Source organism: Gammaproteobacteria bacterium, assembly GCA_016200485.1.
Classification (GTDB): Bacteria; Pseudomonadota; Gammaproteobacteria; order Tenderiales; family Tenderiaceae; genus JACQEP01.
The window spans coordinates 1-19,063 of record JACQEP010000024.1; the positions used below are offsets into that span (position 1 = coordinate 1).

General features: G+C 55.0%; 16 protein-coding genes and 1 rRNA gene. 7 read left to right on the forward strand and 10 right to left on the reverse strand.

The genetic code is table 11. The annotated features are described in order from the left end of the window. Both HY272_13615 and HY272_13620 read right to left on the reverse strand, forming a co-directional pair. Window positions 1-777, reverse strand: a 16S ribosomal RNA gene (locus HY272_13615); the annotation flags it as partial. A 522-nt stretch (window positions 778-1,299) separates the two neighbouring features. Next, window positions 1,300-2,490, reverse strand: coding sequence for a tyrosine--tRNA ligase (locus HY272_13620; protein ID MBI3773721.1), 1,191 nt, complete (start codon window positions 2,488-2,490; stop codon window positions 1,300-1,302). Between the two features lie 231 nt (window positions 2,491-2,721). Between HY272_13620 and HY272_13625 the strand changes: the two genes are divergently transcribed. Together HY272_13625 and HY272_13630 are read left to right on the forward strand one after the other, a co-directional pair. Next, on the forward strand, window positions 2,722-4,038 hold the full coding sequence (locus HY272_13625) for a peptidoglycan DD-metalloendopeptidase family protein (GenBank protein MBI3773722.1): 1,317 nt from the start codon (window positions 2,722-2,724) through the stop codon (window positions 4,036-4,038). Between the two features lie 2 nt (window positions 4,039-4,040). Beyond that, on the forward strand, window positions 4,041-5,138 hold the full coding sequence (locus HY272_13630) for an anhydro-N-acetylmuramic acid kinase (protein MBI3773723.1): 1,098 nt from the start codon (window positions 4,041-4,043) through the stop codon (window positions 5,136-5,138). A gap of 114 nt (window positions 5,139-5,252) precedes the next feature. Here the strand turns inward: HY272_13630 and HY272_13635 are convergent, their stop codons facing one another. From HY272_13635 to HY272_13645, 3 genes are all read right to left on the reverse strand, one after another. Next, window positions 5,253-6,410 (reverse strand): citrate synthase, encoded by a 1,158-nt coding sequence (locus HY272_13635; protein ID MBI3773724.1) that lies wholly within the window; start codon window positions 6,408-6,410, stop codon window positions 5,253-5,255. Between the two features lie 136 nt (window positions 6,411-6,546). After that, window positions 6,547-6,906: an iron-sulfur cluster insertion protein ErpA gene (gene erpA / locus HY272_13640; GenBank protein MBI3773725.1), complete on the reverse strand. Its 360-nt coding sequence runs from the start codon at window positions 6,904-6,906 to the stop codon at window positions 6,547-6,549. Window positions 6,907-7,006: 100 nt separating this feature from the next. Further along, entirely contained in the window at window positions 7,007-7,420 is a 414-nt protein-coding gene (locus HY272_13645) for a polymer-forming cytoskeletal protein (GenBank protein ID MBI3773726.1), read from the reverse strand. A gap of 265 nt (window positions 7,421-7,685) precedes the next feature. On the opposite strand from HY272_13645, the gene HY272_13650 reads away from it, so the two are divergent. From HY272_13650 to HY272_13660, 3 genes are all read left to right on the forward strand, one after another. Next, entirely contained in the window at window positions 7,686-8,291 is a 606-nt protein-coding gene (locus tag HY272_13650; protein MBI3773727.1) for an SH3 domain-containing protein, read from the forward strand. A 110-nt stretch (window positions 8,292-8,401) separates the two neighbouring features. After that, window positions 8,402-9,346, forward strand: a complete 945-nt coding sequence (locus HY272_13655) for a tetratricopeptide repeat protein (protein MBI3773728.1) — start codon at window positions 8,402-8,404, stop codon at window positions 9,344-9,346. Next, complete coding sequence (locus tag HY272_13660; GenBank protein MBI3773729.1) at window positions 9,343-10,560, forward strand: L,D-transpeptidase family protein; 1,218 nt, start codon at window positions 9,343-9,345, stop codon at window positions 10,558-10,560. Before HY272_13655 ends, HY272_13660 begins: the two co-directional genes overlap by 4 nt. A gap of 16 nt (window positions 10,561-10,576) precedes the next feature. Here the strand turns inward: HY272_13660 and HY272_13665 are convergent, their stop codons facing one another. The 4 genes from HY272_13665 to HY272_13680 form a co-directional block, all read right to left on the reverse strand. Then, complete coding sequence (locus HY272_13665; GenBank protein MBI3773730.1) at window positions 10,577-11,284, reverse strand: hypothetical protein; 708 nt, start codon at window positions 11,282-11,284, stop codon at window positions 10,577-10,579. 40 nt (window positions 11,285-11,324) lie between these two features. After that, window positions 11,325-12,350, reverse strand: a complete 1,026-nt coding sequence (locus HY272_13670) for an N-acetyl-gamma-glutamyl-phosphate reductase (GenBank protein MBI3773731.1) — start codon at window positions 12,348-12,350, stop codon at window positions 11,325-11,327. A 122-nt stretch (window positions 12,351-12,472) separates the two neighbouring features. Continuing rightward, on the reverse strand, window positions 12,473-13,411 hold the full coding sequence (locus tag HY272_13675) for a cytochrome c (protein ID MBI3773732.1): 939 nt from the start codon (window positions 13,409-13,411) through the stop codon (window positions 12,473-12,475). Window positions 13,412-13,440: 29 nt separating this feature from the next. Then, window positions 13,441-14,619, reverse strand: a complete 1,179-nt coding sequence (locus HY272_13680; GenBank protein ID MBI3773733.1) for a c-type cytochrome — start codon at window positions 14,617-14,619, stop codon at window positions 13,441-13,443. A 103-nt stretch (window positions 14,620-14,722) separates the two neighbouring features. Between HY272_13680 and HY272_13685 the strand changes: the two genes are divergently transcribed. Together HY272_13685 and HY272_13690 are read left to right on the forward strand one after the other, a co-directional pair. Next, window positions 14,723-15,484 (forward strand): hypothetical protein, encoded by a 762-nt coding sequence (locus HY272_13685; protein MBI3773734.1) that lies wholly within the window; start codon window positions 14,723-14,725, stop codon window positions 15,482-15,484. Between the two features lie 13 nt (window positions 15,485-15,497). Beyond that, window positions 15,498-16,586, forward strand: a complete 1,089-nt coding sequence (locus tag HY272_13690; protein MBI3773735.1) for a 6-bladed beta-propeller — start codon at window positions 15,498-15,500, stop codon at window positions 16,584-16,586. Here the strand turns inward: HY272_13690 and HY272_13695 are convergent. Next, window positions 16,577-19,042 (reverse strand): EAL domain-containing protein, encoded by a 2,466-nt coding sequence (locus HY272_13695; GenBank protein MBI3773736.1) that lies wholly within the window; start codon window positions 19,040-19,042, stop codon window positions 16,577-16,579. The two genes, HY272_13690 and HY272_13695, sit on opposite strands and share 10 nt — an antisense overlap. Window positions 19,043-19,063 lie beyond the last annotated feature (21 nt).

Consider the following 19,063-nt stretch of genomic DNA (forward strand, 5'->3'; position numbering starts at 1 on the left):
CTGTTTGCTACCCACGCTTTCGCACCACAGTGTCAGTATTTGTCCAGGAAGCCGCCTTCGCCACTGATGTTCCTTCAGATATCTACGCATTTCACCGCTACACCTGAAATTCCGCTTCCCTCTACAATACTCTAGCTTGACAGTATCGAGTGCAATTCCCAGGTTGAGCCCGGGGCTTTCACATCCGACTTATCAAACCACCTACATGCGCTTTACGCCCAGTAATTCCGATTAACGCTCGCACCCTCTGTATTACCGCGGCTGCTGGCACAGAGTTAGCCGGTGCTTCTTCTTCTGGTAACGTCAAGACTCACAGTTATTAACCGTAATCTTTTCTTCCCAGCCGAAAGGGCTTTACAACCCGAAGGCCTTCTTCACCCACGCGGCATTGCTGGATCAGGGTTGCCCCCATTGTCCAATATTCCCCACTGCTGCCTCCCGTAGGAGTCTGGGCCGTGTCTCAGTCCCAGTGTGACTGATCATCCTCTCAGACCAGTTACCCGTCGTAGCCTTGGTGAGCCGTTACCTCACCAACAAGCTGATAGGACATGGGCTCATCCATCAGTGCGAGGTCTTGCGATCCCCCGCTTTCCCCCGTAGGGCGTATGCGGTATTAGCTCGGATTTCTCCGAGTTATCCCCCGCTGATGGGCAGATTCCCATGTATTACTCACCCGTCCGCCACTCGTCAGCGCCCGAAGGCCTGTTACCGTTCGACTTGCATGTGTTAGGCATGCCGCCAGCGTTCAATCTGAGCCAGGATCAAACTCTTCAATTAAAAGTTTGCGGTTGTATAAGCTACAACCAAGCCTTTTGATGAAGAGCAAACCCTGTCAAAACGTTTAAGTTTGACTTGGTTGCTTTTACATCGATTCTTTCGCCGAAACGAACTATCGACATAAGCACCCACACAAATTGCTTAATTCATTGAGTTTTTAAAGAGCATTCAGAGTGACCTCTGAATCAAGAGCGGGAGATTCTACCAGCTTCCCGTTCCCTGTCAACCTGTTTCGTTGACCTTCTCGCGGCGCCGATTGAACCGGCCTTCGTGAGAGGCGCCATTATACTGAGCGCTTCAGTTTCGTCAAGCATCTCTTTTAAATTAATTTTCAAGAGGTTCCGCTTGCCTCTGATGCCGAACCGGCCATCAAGAGTGTGCGCATTATACGCACCGTTTCTACTTCGTCAAGCACCCGATTGAACCGGGTTTCTTGCCCCCTGAAGCACCACTACCACAGCACCAGGGAGCGCGCATTATACAGGCCAACCTGCCGCTGACAAGCCCTGATTGGATATTTATTTACTTGATGATCATGCGTGCAAAACGACGCTTGCCCACCTGGACAACGACGGCCGACCCGGACGTTAACTCCAACCCCTCATCTTCCAGCCGCTCGCCATCGAGCTTGACCGCGCCCTGCTGGATCATGCGCCGCGCTTCGGAGGTGCTCGGGGTTAAACCTGCCTCTTTCAGTGCGGAGGTAATCGCCAGCGGGCCCGCCAACTCTACTTGCGGCATGTCGTCCGGCAGGACACCCTTCTGGAAGCGAGCTATAAAGGCTTCTTTGGCGGCGCGAGCGGCGACCGGATCATGGAAACGGGCCACAATTTCTTCACCGAGCTGGAATTTGGCGTCGCGGGGATTGAGTCCGTCACTCACCTGACATTTAAGACCTTCAACTTCCGACCACGGCCGGAAGCTCAGCAGTTCGAAATAACGCCACATCAAATCATCGGAGACCGACATGATTTTGCCGAACATCTCTTCCGGTGCATTGGCGATGCCGATGTAATTGGCCAGCGATTTGGACATCTTTTGTACGCCGTCCAAGCCCTCAAGAATAGGCATGGTGAGTACGACTTGAGGCTTCTGGCCGTATTGTTCCTGCAACTGCCGCCCCACCAGCAAATTAAATTTCTGGTCGGTGCCGCCTAATTCTACGTCCGCCTTGAGCGCGACCGAGTCGTAACCTTGCACCAGCGGATAGAGAAATTCGTGGATGGCAATCGGTTGATTGGAGCTATAACGTTTATCGAAATCATCACGTTCCAACATGCGCGCCACTGTGTGCTTGGCGGCCACCTGGATCAGGTCAGCCGCACTCATTTCGCCCATCCAGCTGGAATTGAACATCACCAGCGTTTTTTCCGGATCGAGAATTTTGAATATCTGGCGCTCATAGGTGCGCGCATTGTCGATGACTTCATCGCGCGTCAGCGGTTTGCGCGTGGCGCTTTTACCCGTAGGGTCACCAATCATTCCCGTGAAATCGCCGATCAGGAAAATGGCTTCGTGCCCCAAGTCCTGAAACTGACGCAGCTTATTAAGCAATACGGTATGCCCGAGATGCAAATCCGGCGCCGTCGGATCAAAGCCGGCCTTGATCCGTAATGGGCGACCACTTTTTAAACGTTCAGCCAATTCTTCTTCGCGCAGCAACTCCGCCACACCGCGCTTAATCACCGCCATTTGTTCCATCACTGTTGCCATCACCATCACCGCTTTCCGTGTCGCCCAATCGAGACAAATAGTATAAATATGAACGCTTTTACACTAAAAACAAAAATTTGCCCATTTTTCACGTTGACCACCCTGGCCTCAGCGGCTAAGGTATTGGGCTTGAAAAGGGATGTAACAGAAGGATCTGGTGTGACCGGCGTCAAATTTCGACCCCATAAGGCCTTTAGGAAGAGCCCGCAGCGGCCGACTACCAAGGCAGGTATGATAAAGAAGCATCTGCATTGGTATTTGATGGCGGGCGGCATCACCGTGGTCGGGGCCGCTTTTGGCTTGTTGCCGGACGCTGCCGAGGCCATTCGCGGCCCGCTGGCTGGCATTCTGGCACCGGCTAGCGATATGAATCTACCCCTTGAAGTGCCGCCGCATGACGAAACCGCACTGACCAAGTCCAATGACGAGGGTACCGACGCGAGCATCTGGCAAACGGTAACCGTTCAAAAAGGGGACAACCTCTCTTCTCTTTTTTCCCGTTACGGCCTGAGCAGCCAGGAATTGCACAAGGTCACCCTGGCGCCGCTGGCCAAGAACAATCTTCGCAACCTACTCCCCGGCGAAACCCTGGAATTGCGCATCGATCAGAAGCAACAGAGCCTGACCGAGCTTAAATATGCATTTGATATGGGGCGGACCCTGCATTTGCAACGCGAAGACGATAGCTATAACGCGCAAATTATCGAGCCCGAGATCGAGCACCGGACACGGCAGGCCACCGGCACGATTGATGGCTCCCTGTTTGCGAGCGCCCAGGATGCCGGACTCTCGGACCGCACCACCATGGAATTGGCCAGCATCTTTGGCTGGGATGTGGACTTTGCCCTGGACATGCGCGAAGGCGATACCTTTACCGTGCTTTATGAAGAAATCTACGTCAACGGTGAAAAGTATCGCGATGGCCATATCCTAGCGGCCGAGTTCGTCAATCAGGGACAAAGCTATCAGGCGATTCGCTATACCGACCCGGACGGCCATACCGACTATTACACCCCGGACGCGCACAGTAAGCGCAAGGCCTTCATCCGCACCCCGGTAGAGTTTTCACGTGTCAGCTCCGGCTTCAACATGAAGCGTCTGCATCCGATTCTGAATACCATCCGCGCCCACAAAGGCGTGGATTACGCTGCCCCTATCGGTACGCCGATCAAGGTCGCGGGCAATGGCAAGGTGACCTTCCGCGGCGTGAAGGGCGGTTATGGAAATGTGGTGATCGTACAACACGGCAACACCTACAGCACCCTTTACGGCCACATGTCCGCCTTTGGCCGCGGCATCAAGACCGGCAGTTCGGTCAACCAAGGTCAGATTATCGGCTATGTCGGCAAATCCGGTCTGGCGAGCGGCCCGCATTTGCACTATGAATTCCGCGTCAACGGCATTCATCGCAATCCGTTGACCATCGCTTTACCAAACGCCGATCCACTACCAGCAAAATATCGGCAGGCGTTTAATGAGCACGCCAATCAGATGCTGGCACGTATCGACCAGATTAAACGCACCCGCGTTGCTTTAGCCAACCCTTAATCATGAACAGCTACATCGGCTTGATGTCGGGCACCAGTATGGACGCCATCGACGCGGCCTTGGTACGCTTTGAGGCTGATGTGCCACACTTGATCGCCCACCATAGTCAGCCGCTACCGGCAGAGATCCGGCCCACCATTTTGCGTGTGGCGGCAGGCCAACCGGTCACTGCAGCGACTATCGGCGCCCTTGACGCCCAACTGGGCGATTGCTTTGCCCATGCGGTATTGGCGCTGCTACATCATGCCAAGGTTGACCCTGACACTATCGCTGCCATCGGCAGTCACGGTCAGACGCTATTTCACAGCCCGAACACCAGGCCTGCCTTTTCCTGGCAGATCGGCGATCCTAATATCATTGCCGAACGCACCGGGATTACGACCATCGCCGATTTCCGGCGCCGTGACGTCGCAGCGGGCGGCCAGGGTGCGCCGTTAGTGCCGGCTTTTCACCAGGCCGTGTTTGGCAAATCTGGCTGCGCGCGGGCAGTGGTTAACATCGGCGGCATTGCCAATGTCACCCTGCTCCCAGGCGAGCCAGCACAAACCCGCGGCTTTGACACCGGACCCGGTAACTGCCTGCTCGATGCCTGGTGTGAACGCTACCTCGGTCACGCCTTTGATCAAGATGGCCGCTGGGGCGCGAATGGTAAGGTGAATGAAACGCTATTACAGCGATTATTGGCGGATCCCTATTTCAGCGCCGCACCACCCAAGAGCAGCGGCCGGGAATATTTCAATCTCGATTGGCTGACACAACAACAAAGCGACGACACCGCACAAAACATTCAGGCCACGCTGTGCGCACTGACTGCAGAAAGCATCAGCGCCGCCATCAAGCGCTATGCTCCGGCAACGCGGGAGGTGTATGTCTGCGGTGGCGGGGCGCATAATCGCACGTTGATGCAACAACTCGCGACGCGATTAGGCAACACGATCCGACTCGACACCACGCTAGCGCTTGGCGTCGATCCCGGCTGGGTGGAGGCCATGGCCTTTGCCTGGCTGGCAAAGCAGACCTTGAGCGGACTGCCCGGCAACTTGCCCGGCGTAACCGGGGCACAGAGGCCGGTGATTTTGGGCGCAATTTATCCCGCGTAAAAATTCGGCCTTGGCCGCAACCGGCTTAAGCCACTCACTTCATCGGTTTGCGAACCGAGTCCTGAAATAACACCAGCACTTCCTGGAAGAGGACGTTTTTGAGGGCGGTGGCAACTATCTTTGTTGCACCGACACATATTCGCGCATCGGCGCACCGGTATAGACCTGTGTTGGCCGGAAAATACGATTGTCGGCAAGCTGCTCGCGCCAATGCGCCAGCCAACCCGCGCTACGCGCCACGGCGAAGACCGAAGTGAATTGATCCACCGGGATTCCCATCGCCCGATACAAAATCCCGGAATAATAATCGACGTTGGGATACACACCTTTTGGCCCTAAACGCTCGATGCAGGCCTGCTCCAGCTCTAGCGCCGTATCAAACAAGCGCGCCGTCTCGCCGCCGACATGCGTCACCGCCTGCTCAACCAGCCCCTGTAAAATGACTGCTCGCGGGTCTTTGACCTTGTACTCGCGATGTCCCATGCCCCAGATTTTCTGTTTAGCCGCCAGCTTGGATTCCAGCCACGGACGCACCCGCTCCGGCGCACCGATCTCGTCCAGCATGTCCACCACCCGCTCATTGGCACCGCCATGCAGGGGGCCGGCCAAGGTGCCGATGGCCGCCGCAACGACACCGTTGGGCGTGGCCAAGGTCGAGCCCGCCACCAGGGCGGCAAAGGTCGAGGCATTAATGGTGTGCTCGGCGTGCAGGATCAGACACACATCCAGAATCCGCGACCAGAACGGATCCGGCTCCTCGCCATTGAACATGTACAGGAAATTGGCCGCCAGACTCAGATCCCGTCGCGGGGCGATCGGGTCGTAGCCATTGCGGATATGTTCCCACATGGTGACCAGTACCGGCATACGGGAGATGATCTTCACCGACATGCTGTGGATGTATTTCAGATTTTCGTTCGACGACGTCGCCGCCAAATATTCGGTGCCGGGATAAAACATCCCCAGGCTGGCCACCGCCGTCTGCAACATCTCCATCGGATGTCCTGAAACAGGCAGACTCATCATCATGGAGCGGATGTTGTATTTCACCCGCCGGTTTTGACGCAACTGTTGATCAAATTCAGCCAAGGCGGCAGCGGTGGGCAATTGCCCATCCAGCAGCAACAGCGACGCTTCTTCAAAGCTACTCTGTGCAGCAAGCTGCTCGATGGGATAACCACGATAGGCCAGCACACCCTTATCGCCATCGATAAACGAGATATTCGATTTGGTCGCCGGTACCCCTTCGAGACCAGGCAAATAATTATTCACCGCTACAGACATCGCTATATGCACCTCATACGCACCTCTTGGAACCGAATGCGCAAGGATAGCAAAAGAGAACCGCCGCTGTCCCCTCACGGAGATGGCGGCGGCATTTAGAAGACTGGAGCTATCAGATTTAGATTTAGACGGAAAATGACGAACCGCAGCCGCAGCTCGTGGATGCATTTGGATTGCGAATCACAAAGTGAGCGCCTTCCAAACCTTCGGAATAATCAATTTCGGCACCATTGAGGTATTGAAAACTCATCGGATCAATCAGTAAACGGACACCGTCTTTTTCGACCACGGTATCGCCGTCATTAATCGACTCGTCGAAGGAAAATCCGTATTGGAAGCCGGAACAGCCTCCGCCCGTGACATAGATCCGCAGCTTGAGGGCGTCATTGCCTTCTTCCTGGATCAGCTCTTTAACCTTGGCGGCAGCGCCGTCAGAAAACATGACTGGAGGAAATTCATCTGCGTGAGTAGCGGCCATATTCATAATGTTGCACCTAGCGTTGAGAAATTAATGGCTAAATTATACCTCATTTTTGCCCCCAGAAAGTGCAACCTGGGCTAACTATTTTTGTAACCCACTGCAATTAAACGGTTTTTTTGTCTTCCCGGGACCAGCCCTCGGACATGGCGGTGGCCTCGGCATCGACGCGATGCACCAGATTGCCATTCACTTCGGCACCGATCGCCATTTCGATGAGATTGTAATAGACATTGCCGGTCACCCGGGCATTGGCCGCCAACTCAACCCGCTCCGAGGCATAGACATCGCCCAAGACCCGGCCATTGAGGATAACATTGGGTACCCGCACCTCGCCCTCAATCACGCCATGATCACTCAGTGTCAGCAATGAGGAGGATTCTTCGGCTTGGATATTGCCGATCACCTTGCCATCGACGTGAAATCCTCCGCTAAAGACGATATTACCCTTGATCTCGGTATTTTGCCCGATCAAGGAGTCGATCTTGGCGATTTTGTGCCGCTTACCGTTGGAGAACATAGTTTGGCCTGACTCCGTTCAATGAAATCCATATACCCGTACCCCTGGTTATCGGCCGCAGGGCAATAGAATTTAGCACGCCGGAAGTCATACCCAATAATTTTCTGCACTAAAGAAAAATCCGAGGCGCGCCGATAAGTTAGGTAGTACGGTGCAACCCGCGTTCTGGCCGCGCCCGCACTCCGGCTAGAATTTGAACTGCACACCGATGAGTTGAGATGGATTTTATTAGGACAGAGCTACAACGTAAGGGATCACTAGGACCGTGACACGAGCATCGCTGTTGATACTGCTGCTTAGCTTGGCAACCTCAGGGATAACCCAAGCCGAAACCGTTTACGTCAGCGGCGCTAATCGCGTTGGCGTACGCGCCGAAGCAGGCAGCAAAGACACCCCCCTCACCGTCGTGCAAAGAGGCGATGCACTGGAACTCCTCGAAAATAACGGTGACTACTGGCGAGTCCGCACCCAAAACGGTGTCGAGGGCTGGATCAAGAGCATCTACGCCGTACACACGCCCCCAACCAAAGCCCAAAACGACAAGCCGCAAATCGACAAACCGCAAATCGATAAGCCAACGAGCGACCAAGAAGTTCACAAGGCCGAACAATCAATCATCCAGCTGCGCAATCAACTGGAACAACAATTGGCCGAAAATCGCCAATTACAGAGCCGGGTAGAAGTTTTGAATACCGAGGTCTATAACCTGCATCAAAGCCTGTCCGATATTCGGGGCGATGATCCTACTCGCCATCGCGACTGGTTATTTTTATTCATTGCCCTCGCCGCCCTCGCGGGGCTTGGTTTTACCTTGGGCATTCTCTGGAACAAGCATCAAGTCGCCAAGAAGCTCGGCGGCCACAGCTTGTAGTAATCCCAATTAAATTAATAAATTGAAGTAACTGACTCCGGCGATATAAAATCACTGCTATGAGCAGGGGCCAAAAGGGGATGCGGGTGCGGCAAATAACGGTATTTTTCTTGTCTATTACATTGCTCAGCAGCGTCCACGCTGCCACCCCTCTTGACGAGGCACGCCAGCTTGGCCAGCAAGGGAACTGGCAAGAGTCCCTTGCCCAAACCAGCAGTTACCTCAAAAAAAACCCTGGCGATGTCGATGCGCTTTTTCTCAAGGGTATTGCCGCCAGCAAAAGCGGCAACCCCAGTCAGGCCATTGCCAGCTTTGAAGAAATCACCCGTCGCCGCCCGGATCTACCTGAGCCCTATAACAATCTGGCCGTGCTCTATGCCAAGGCCGGGGAATATGAGAAGGCCCAGCAAGCCCTGGAACACGCACTGGCCACCCACCCCAGTTACGCCACAGCCCACAACAATCTGAGCCAGATTTACAAAAAACTGGCGGCAATCGCTTATGATCGGGCACTCAATCTCAAGGCAGGTGCCAGCCAGAATGAGGCGCCGCTGGCCCTGATCGACAGTCTGCACCCGGTGGCCACCGCCCCCATCAAGGCTGGGGTCGAAAAAGTGGCGATTGCGCCCCCCGCGCCCACCCCCTCAGCTGCGTCTGGCCAGCCCCCTGCCGCCACAAGCTTACGTATTGAAGATAAAGCAAAAAAGGCCGATATAAAGGATATAGCGCAGACGGTTCAAGGTTGGGCGCGGGCCTGGAGCACAAAGGACGTTTCAGGCTATCTTGGTCACTACAGCCCGGACTACTTTCCAAGCGACGTGGCCTCCTCTCGCGCCGACTGGGAACAGCAGCGCCAGGAACGACTGACCCGGCCCAAATTGATCAAGGTACAAGTGGATCGATTGCAGGTCGAAATGATTGATGAACAAACGGCGAGCGCTGTTTTTCGGCAACATTATCGCTCCGACCGTATTTCTGATACCGTGCGCAAACAACTGCGCCTGAAACAACAGGACAACCACTGGCTGATTATTGAAGAAACCATATTACGATGATGCAGGCATTTTCATCAAAACTAGGACTCTGCGCGCTGCTGACGCTGGCAAGTGCGTCTTCTGTTTTTGCGGACTCAAACAACAGTAGTCAAAGTGACTCCCGGTTACCGCTCAACGATCAATACGAACAATTATTGATCAACAGCCTTCAGGACATCCAGGACGATCAGCTTGATGGGGCGCTGGAAAAGCTGGGAACCCTGGTGCAAACCAATCCCAAATTCAAACTGGCGCAATTGATCTACGGCGATCTGTTGATGGCCAAGGCCGGCCCGATCCAGGATTTTGGCGGCACCGCCACGCAGAGCGATGCCGTGAATGGCTTGCGCAGTGAGGCACAAGTCCGCTGGCAACATCATGTGGCCCATCCGGGTGATGAACAGATCCCCGCTTATATTTTAAATCTTGACCCCGCAATCAAATATGCGATCGTGGTCGATATCAGCCACTCGCGGCTGTATCTCTACGAAAACCAGCCCGATCAACCGCGACTCGTCTCGGATTATTATGTTTCCATCGGCAGAAACGGCGCCATTAAACAGCGTGAAGGTGACCTGCGTACCCCGATTGGGGTTTACCAAATCACTGAATCTCTGGATATCGCCAAATTGCCTGACCTGTATGGCAGCGGCGCCTTTCCCCTGAACTATCCTAATACCTGGGATCAACGCCATGGTAAAAGTGGTTCTGGTATTTGGTTACACGGCACACAAGGCGACACCTTTAGCCGTCAGCCACGCGCCAGCGAAGGCTGCGTCACCATGAGCAACACTGACCTGGATGCGATTAAACCAATGCTGCAAGTGGGACGGACCCCGGTGATCATTGCTGAGGAGATCGAATGGGTTTCTGCCAACAGCGTTTTAACCCAACGCCAGGATTTCGATGCCGTGCTCAACACTTGGAAATCCGACTGGGAGAGCCGCGACCCCGAACGCTATCTGAGCCATTATTCAAACCGCTTTTCCAATCAAGACATGGATTACAAGACTTGGGCGCAATATAAGCGCCGGGTAAATTCCCAAAAGCAGTTCATTAACGTGGAACTAAAGGGCGTCACCATTTTTAACTACCCCGGCGATGAGAAATTACGCGTGGTTACGTTCGAACAGGATTACCGCAGCGACAACCTCACCAACATCAGCCGCAAGCAACAATTCTGGCGCCTTGAGGAAGACGGCAGTTGGCGCATCATTTACGAAGGTCCGGCCTGATTTTCCAAACCCGGCGTTAACCCGCCGGCCAGGCAAAATTCTTTTCAACGCTCTTCCGGCCATTGGCCGCCACTTCAACGTGCACGTTACGCGCTATAAAACCCGGCGGCAGCCGAATATCACCACTAATCTTATCGAAGTAACGGAAACGGAAACTTGATTTCACACTCCGATCGAGACTGATCTCGCTAAAATCAATACTACGTGACTGGCCATTAACAGTACCTTCCAACGCCAGCCGCAGATTGCCCGCCACATTATTACCGTTATTCAACACCTGAGTAATCACCAATTCAAAACGGTAAAGTCCCCCTTCACCGGCGGGCTGCACCTTGAATGATTGAATAGCAATCCCCCCCTGCCGTTCCGTCGGCGAGGCAATGCCGCGATAAAACTCCACTTCCTTGCGCAATTCCAGGATTTCCTCCTGTAATTGTTTGAGATCGCCGCGCACGGTGCCGTAGGATTGCTGATCAATCACCTGCCCCTGTTGCAAGGCGGCGAGCTGTATCCGCAATTGATCGCGCTCGCTCTCTATCTCCCGGAGCTTGCCGTGCAATTCCAGGCGTTGTTTGGAGGCCTCGATCACATCATAACCTCCCTGGTATTGGCCATAGGCATAAAATCCCCAGCCAGCCACCACCGCGCCCAACCAGGCGCCACCAATCAGCAACCGATGCCGCCACGGGTGATGGTGCGCAATTATGAATTCACCGGATTTCATCTTGGTTTACCTGAAACATCCTTATTCTTACCTCTAAGGTTTACGGCAGCAACGCGATAGTCTCAAGCCCTGCCCGCTCATCAAATCCAAACATAATATTCATGTTTTGCACCGCCTGACCCGCCGCACCTTTAACAAGGTTATCGATCACTGACAACACGACGACGGTATCACCGTCCTGTGGCCGATGAACGGCAATGCGACAGGTATTGGCACCTTTCACGCTGCGGGTCTCGGGATGAGCACCTTTAGGCAACACGTCAACGAATGGCTCGTCGCGATAACGCGCCTCAAACAACTTTTGCAAATCAGTGTCCTTGGTCAGTCGCGCATAAAGCGTGGCGTGAATACCGCGTATCATCGGCGTCAGGTGCGGCACAAACGTCAGACTCGCGCCCGCCGCCGCGTGATTCAGCCCTTGCCTGATCTCGGGCAAATGACGATGCCCCGGCACGGCATAGGCCTTGAAACTTTCGCTGGCCTCACACAACAAGGCATGCACTTCCGCCTTGCGGCCGGCGCCGCTGACACCGGATTTGGCATCGGCGATCAAGCCCTGTCGCTCGATCACGCCTGCTTCCAGCAACGGTAAAAAACCCAACTGCACGGCGGTGGGATAACAACCGGGATTAGCCACCAGCCGCGCCTTGGCAATCGCCGCACGATTCACCTCGGGCAATCCATACACGGCTTCTGCCAGCAAATCAGGACACGCATGCGGCATGCCGTACCAGGTTTGCCATTCGGCGGCGTCCTTGAGACGAAAGTCGGCGGCCAGGTCAATCACGCGCACACCGGCGGCCAATAGCGATGGTGTCATGGTCATCGCTGTGCCATTGGGCGTGGCGAAAAAAACGACATCGCATTCGCGCAATGCTGTTTCATTTGGCACGCTAAAGGCAAGATCAATATGCCCGCGCAGGTTGGGGAACATATCGGCGACGGCCATCCCTGCCTCCGAACGCGAGGTGATGATGTGCAATTGCACCTGCGGATGGCGCGCCAGCAGGCGTAGCAATTCAACGCCGGTATAGCCGGTGCCGCCAACAATGCCGACTTTGATCATTATTTTTCTCCTTGAACTACAGGGTAAAGATAAAAGAGGAAAGATAAAAGGGAAAGCGCGCCTGCGGCGCATCTCAATCGATTTGGTTGCCGGCTCGATGCCGGCACATTCCCTTTCATCTTTTACCTTTCCTCTTTTATCTGTTTCACAAATGCCTTTTGCACATAACTGACAATGGCATCTATTTCCTGTTCCTTCAAGACGTGCCGCCAGGCCGACATCGTGGTGCCAGGAATACCCTCGCGAATGACCTGTTTCAAGCGCGTCGCATCTTTGCCCGCCATCGCCTGCGGATCGGTCAGATCACGCGCATGCGGCTCCAGAAAACTGCCGATCCAGTTCTTGCCCGTGCCGTCGGCGGCATGACAAAAAGCGCAATTAGCCTGGAATAACATCTCGCCTTGGCGTTGCTGTGGCGTCAAATCTGAAAGTTTGGGCGCTGCGTCATGCTGATGATAAGGCGTGGCACCGCTCACTGCATCCGGCTGGCGATGCGAATAGGCGCCGCGCGGGAACGATGTCGGCCGCGCATCCCACACCAAGCCTTCATCCGCCACCCGCGCCCGGTCATGACAGGTGATACAACTGCCCATGAACAGTTCGCGCCCATGACGTTGTTCCACTGTTAGTTTTTCCGGTGGTGTGTCGAGTGCGATTTCACCGCTGGCAAAGGGAAATGCGGCGGCGTAACGCTCATGATCCGGCCAACCGTTGCCCGCGGTGTGATAACGCGTCTGCGCCGCTGTGCCGCTCATATACGCCTGGCGAATATAATCCACCACGACCTCGATTTCATCGGCACTCAGGATGTCTTTAAATCCCTTCATCGCCGTACCAGGTCGCCCCTTGGTCACCGAAGTCAGCATTCGCTCGCGTGGCAGATCCTGGAGCCGGGTTGCCGTGAAAGCTCGCGGCGGTGGCTTGAGATAACTGGCTGCCAGCGTCTTGGCATCGCCGGCATAACCGTGACAAAAATAACAGCGGTAATTGTAGAGGTCGCGCCCCTGTTCAAAACGGTTACGGGCACGGCTGCCGGCCGCCACCTCGACCGTCGATGGCACGGTCGCTGCTGTTGCAGGTACCGGGGAGCTTATCTGGCTTTTTTTTTAGCCGCGTTCTTGCCCTGGCTGATGAAGTCCTGGAACACGAATTCGACGACATCGGCGATTTGCTGCGGTCCCAATACTTTGCCCCAGGCGGGCATCGGCGTTCCTGCCTTACCGATCACCACCGCCTTGAACAAGGCCGGGCGGTTCAAGGTACTTTGCGAGTCCGGATTCAGAAAATTACGCGGCGGTGGGACAATGAATCCGGCACGCGGCCCGGTACCATCACCACGCTGACCGTGACAGGTGGCGCAATTGTTCATAAAGAATTCGCGGCCGCGCTCGAAATTGCCTTTGAGGCCATACGGCATCGGCAAACTCATATCCGCTTTAGCCACATCGGCGGAAAAATTCGGTGCCATGCCTGCGGAACCGACGCTGCCGGGCGCCTGGCCGTGAGCCGACTGTTCATGCGGCGATTGACCGGGCAGCGCCGCGCCTTCGCTGCCGGCATCGGGAATGACTTCACCCTGCATGAATCCACCGCGAATGTAATCGACGACACTGGCAATTTCCTGTTCCGACAACCGCCCGGAGAACGACATCATCGCCGTCCCCTTGCGACCATGCGTCACCGAAGCGATCATCCGCGCCCGGGTCAATATCCGCCGCGACTGCGGCGCCGTGAAATTACGCGGCGGCGGATTGAGCACGGAATAGGTCCAGGTGGAACCGTTACCCTTGTCGCCATGACACACGCGGCAATGTTCTTCAAAAATACGCTGTCCCTGGGGGGCGCTGATCGCAGCCGTAGCGGGTGGCTGAACGGGCGGTGCCGCCTCAGCAACGACCGCCGGGGCGGGGGCGACCGCCACCATAAATGTGGCGCGGATAAAATCGACCACACCCTCGATTTGATTCTGTGACAACCGGCCCTGCCAACCCACCATCGCCGTTCCCTTGCGCCCATGAGTGACTGAGGCAATCATCCGGGCACGCGTCAGCTCGGCGGCCGCCTGCGGGCTTGTAAAATCGCGCGGGGGCGGATTGAGTCCAAACCGGGCACGGCTCTGGCCATCGCCCTTGTCCCCATGGCACACCGCGCAATTCTGGCGAAAAATCTGCTCCGCCTCAGACGCAGACACCGCCGCCGGGGACTGCCCCACCGCCAGCATGGCCGCCGCCAGCCACCACAGTTTTTGACTCAAAGATATCCGTTGCATGGGGAATTTGACACTATCATCAACATCAGCGGATATTGTCCCTTAAAATAACCATTTGCGCTACCAAAGCGATGCTTAGTATGCTTTAAGGATGACACTAGCAATGGCCAAGACCATAGCTCCGGGTACGGACAAAAAACGTTGGCGAATGATCGGCATACTCCTCGGCATGCTGGTCAGCACCGGCGTGCTGGCGGGCACCCTCCTGGGTTCGAAACACGATTTCACCGGCCTCAACCAGCGCGCCGGGGTCGTCGCCATGCCCGGAGTCGCCTTCTCCGATTACGGCAATCCCTGCGTTTATTGCCATTTGCCGCCGGAAAAGGCGGGCGTGGATTCCTCCGAGATCGGCGGCATCCCCGGCTGGAACCGTTTTCTACCCGCCACCAATGGCTATGCGCTCTACGACAGCCGCACCCTCGACAACAAGGTCAAAACACCGAGCCCGATCAGTCTGCTGTGCCTCTCCTGCCACGATGGCACCATGGCCGTGGACATGACAGTATTCAAACCTGATGGCTTCAACAGCGCTCAGGACTCCGCGATGCACATGCGACTCAACGGCGGCAATGATTTGATGAACTGCGGCAAATGTCATAACGGCGTCGCCGCCCACAGTATCGAGATCAAGCATTTGGGCACCGACCTGCAAAATGACCATCCAATCTCGATGAATTATGCCGGGCTAACGCCCAAGGACCAGGATTACTGGCCGCCCGATAATGAATATGGCTTTGCCAACGGTGTGAAGCTCTTTGAAAACCGGGTGGAATGCGCCACCTGCCATAACGTTCACAACCCCGACGTTAACCTTTTGTTACGTGTAGGTGCCGAACGCTTATGCGAAACCTGCCACATCAAATAAAATGACGCGCTACATCACGCGCGCGCCGCTGGCAGCCGCTCTGGCTTCATTACTGATCATCGGCACACCGTTATTGTTTTCAGGCTGCGCATCAACGCCGGAAACCGAAATCGTTGTGCCAACAGTCTTTCCACTACCTCCCGATGAGCCGCGCTTTATTTTCGAGCGCGCCTTGCGTTACAGCACCAACGTCGAGCAACTCTCCACCAGCGCCAAACTAAAACGTTATGCCACCGGCGAAGACCCGGAAGTCAAAGGCCTGGTCAAACCTTTTGCCGTCGCCGCACGCCAGGGGCGTGTTTACGTCACTGACACCGTGCAGCGACGCGTGATCATGTTTGACCTCCAGAACAATCGTTACAAGGAATTTGACAATGAAGCCCCGGCTGAATTATTCAAACCGGCGGGGATTGATCTGTCACCACAAGGGGATGTCTATGTCGCCGATGTCGGCGCCCGCCGTGTCGTCGTCTACGATGCCGAGGGAAAATTCCTGCGTTTCATTGGTGATCCAGCGCAATTACAACGACCTGCAGGCATAGCCTTGTCGCCTGACGGACTACGTGCTTACATCCTCGACACCGGTGGCGTGGATAGCCAGGAGCATCGGATTGAAATTTATGATGCCGTGAAGGGCGAACACCTGAAGACTATCGGCCGGCGCGGCACCGGCGAGGGCGAGTTCAACCTGCCGATTCAAATCACTGTCGCGCGCGATGGCACGCTGTACGTCGTCGACAAGGGCAACTTTCGTGTCCAGGCCTTCGATGCCGAAGGTCACTATCTGCGCAGCTTCGGCAGCATCGGCCGGCTGCCGGGACAATTCTTTAGCCCCAAAGGGATTGCAACCGACAACGATGGCAATATCTACGTGGTCGATACCGCGTTTGGCAATGTGCAGCTCTTTAATCCGGAAGGGCAGCTGCTGATGGTCATTGGTCAGCGCGGCCAATCCAGCGCTCCGGGCAACTACATGCTGCCCTCGGGCATTGATGTCGACGAAAACGGGCGCGTCTACATCGTTGATCAATTCTTCCGCAAAGTGGACGTTTACCGGCCACTGACCGCTACCACTCCCGCAGCGGCTTCAGCTCAACCCTGATTCCATTGCGTCGACGTCAACCAGTCGATTAATTTATCGGGCGGCAACGGACCACAAATATAGTTACCCTGCGCCTCGTCACACCCCATCGCCAACACCCGCTCATACAGCTGTTCACTGGCCACCCCTTCCGCCACCACATGAATCCCGATGTTGTGCGCAAGATCAATAATCGAACGCACAATCACAACATCATTCTCATCCGCTTCCATGCCCATGACGAAGGATTTATCGATTTTTAGCTCATTGACCGGCATTTGTTTCAGATGCGCCAGGGAAGAATAACCGGTGCCGAAATCATCAATCGACAACTTGATGCCCATCGCACTCAACTGCCCCAACACCTCAAAGGCGCGCACCGGATCGGCCATGATCGCCGTTTCAGTAATTTCCAGCCGGATATGTCCCGGCGTACATTCTGCATTCTGAAACAGCTCGGCCACTTTCGACGGAAACTTAGTATCTTGCAAATTGCGCACCGATAAATTAACAGCAATATCAAGACCAATATTTTCCGCCTGTAACCGGCCGCACAATACCAAGCTATTCCTCAACACCCACTGAGTCAATGGGCCGATCAAACCCGTCTGCTCGGCAAGCGGCACGAATTCATCCGGATACATCAATCCATGCTTGGGGTGCTGCCAGCGCACCAGCGCTTCGACACCAAACACCTTGCGATCATGCATCCGAACCTTGGGCTGAAAATGCAATACCAATTGATCGCGATCGATCGCGCCCCTCAACTCGCCCAACAGCGCAAGATTACGCAGACTATGTTGATCTGTGCTCGGGTCATACACCGCAAAGCCGCCATGCTGCCGCTTCGCCACATACATTGCCACATCACCACGCTGCATCAGCGTGACTTCATCATCGCCATGCTGTGGAAACAGCGAAACCCCGATACTCACCCCAATATGCAGCACCTGCTCACCCAGAACAAAGGGTTCCTCAATGGAATCCAATAATTTCTCGGCAATGTGCTGCGCCTGATCAGCACTGGTCCTGGGCAACAAAACAGCAAACTCATCACCACCAAGACGGGCGATCGTATCTGACTCGCGCAATACCGCGCGCATGCGTTTCGCCACCTCTTGCAGCACCCGATCGCCATATTGGTGCCCAAGCGTATCGTTGATATCTTTGAAACGATCGAGATCCATGACCAGCAACGCCAGCGGCTGATGATCGCGCTGCGCCAACAGAATATTTTGCCGGACACGGTCAGAGAGCAATGTACGATTTGGCAACTCAGTGAGCGCGTCATGCAGAGCCTGATACTCCAACGCCGCCGTCTGACGCTTACTCTCGGTAATATCACGCACAACGGCGACAAAATAACGCTGTCCAACCAATACCATCTCACGCAGAGAAATTTCCAGCGGAAACTTCTCCCCGTCTTTACGTAAGCCGGTGGTTTCAGTGCGATTATTGATAATTCGCCCCTTACCTGTCAGCAGATATTTGCGCACATAGCGATCATGTTCCTTGCTATAGGGCTCTGGCATCAACATGGAAACATTTCTTCCTACCATTTCAGCGCGCACATAGCCAAACATGCGCTCAACAGAAGGATTTACCGATTCAATAACTCCCTTCTCATCGGCCGTGATGATGGCATCGAACACATTATCGGTCACTGCACGAATCCGGGTCTCGGTTGCGGCCAATTTATCCTGCATGTCATTAAACACGGAGGTGACTTGCCCCAACTCATCACTCGAATGCACCGGTAATTTGATGTTACGCTCACCCGCCCCAACCCTGGCAATGGCATCCCGCAGCCGTTCAATGGGCCCCAAGACGCCGACACGCAATGCCAGCCAGATTCCCAGCGCGATCACAATCACCAATACCGCGGCGATACCCCATAAGTTGGCGCGCATTTCGTCAATCCGGGCAATCGCCTTCTGCCGCGACAGGCTCAGCTTCAACACACCACGCAAATGGCTTGTATCGTAGCCATGACACGCCAGACATTCAGGATCTGCATCTATCGGCTGCAACACCGTAATCTCTTCCGCAAACCGCAAATCGACGGCAACCCCCCCCTGAAGCGCCCGGTCAAAAGCGGCCGCTGAAGGGAAGGGCGCATGATGCGGTGGCACCGGCTCACGCTCGAACCTTAATTCCGAAAGATAATCGTTGACCTGATTGACAGTATTCAGATCGGTGAATGCCTCGTTACCATCGCGCCGCAGCACCTCGATATCGACGATCCCGGCGGTGCCGTGCATGCTGTCAAGCCATTCTCGCGCCAAGGTGCCTTTACCATTGAGCATTAGCACTCGCAGACTGGCTAAAAGCGTCTGCGCATGAACCTTGGCCTGATCTATTTCTTCGTTATAAATGGCCTGGGTTAATTTATTTTCAATCAACATGCCCGCCACCAGCATCAGCGCAAATAGCACCGACGCCAACGCCAGGGCGATACGTGTCCCCAGGCTGTTCATCGCCTGGTATCGCTCACAATC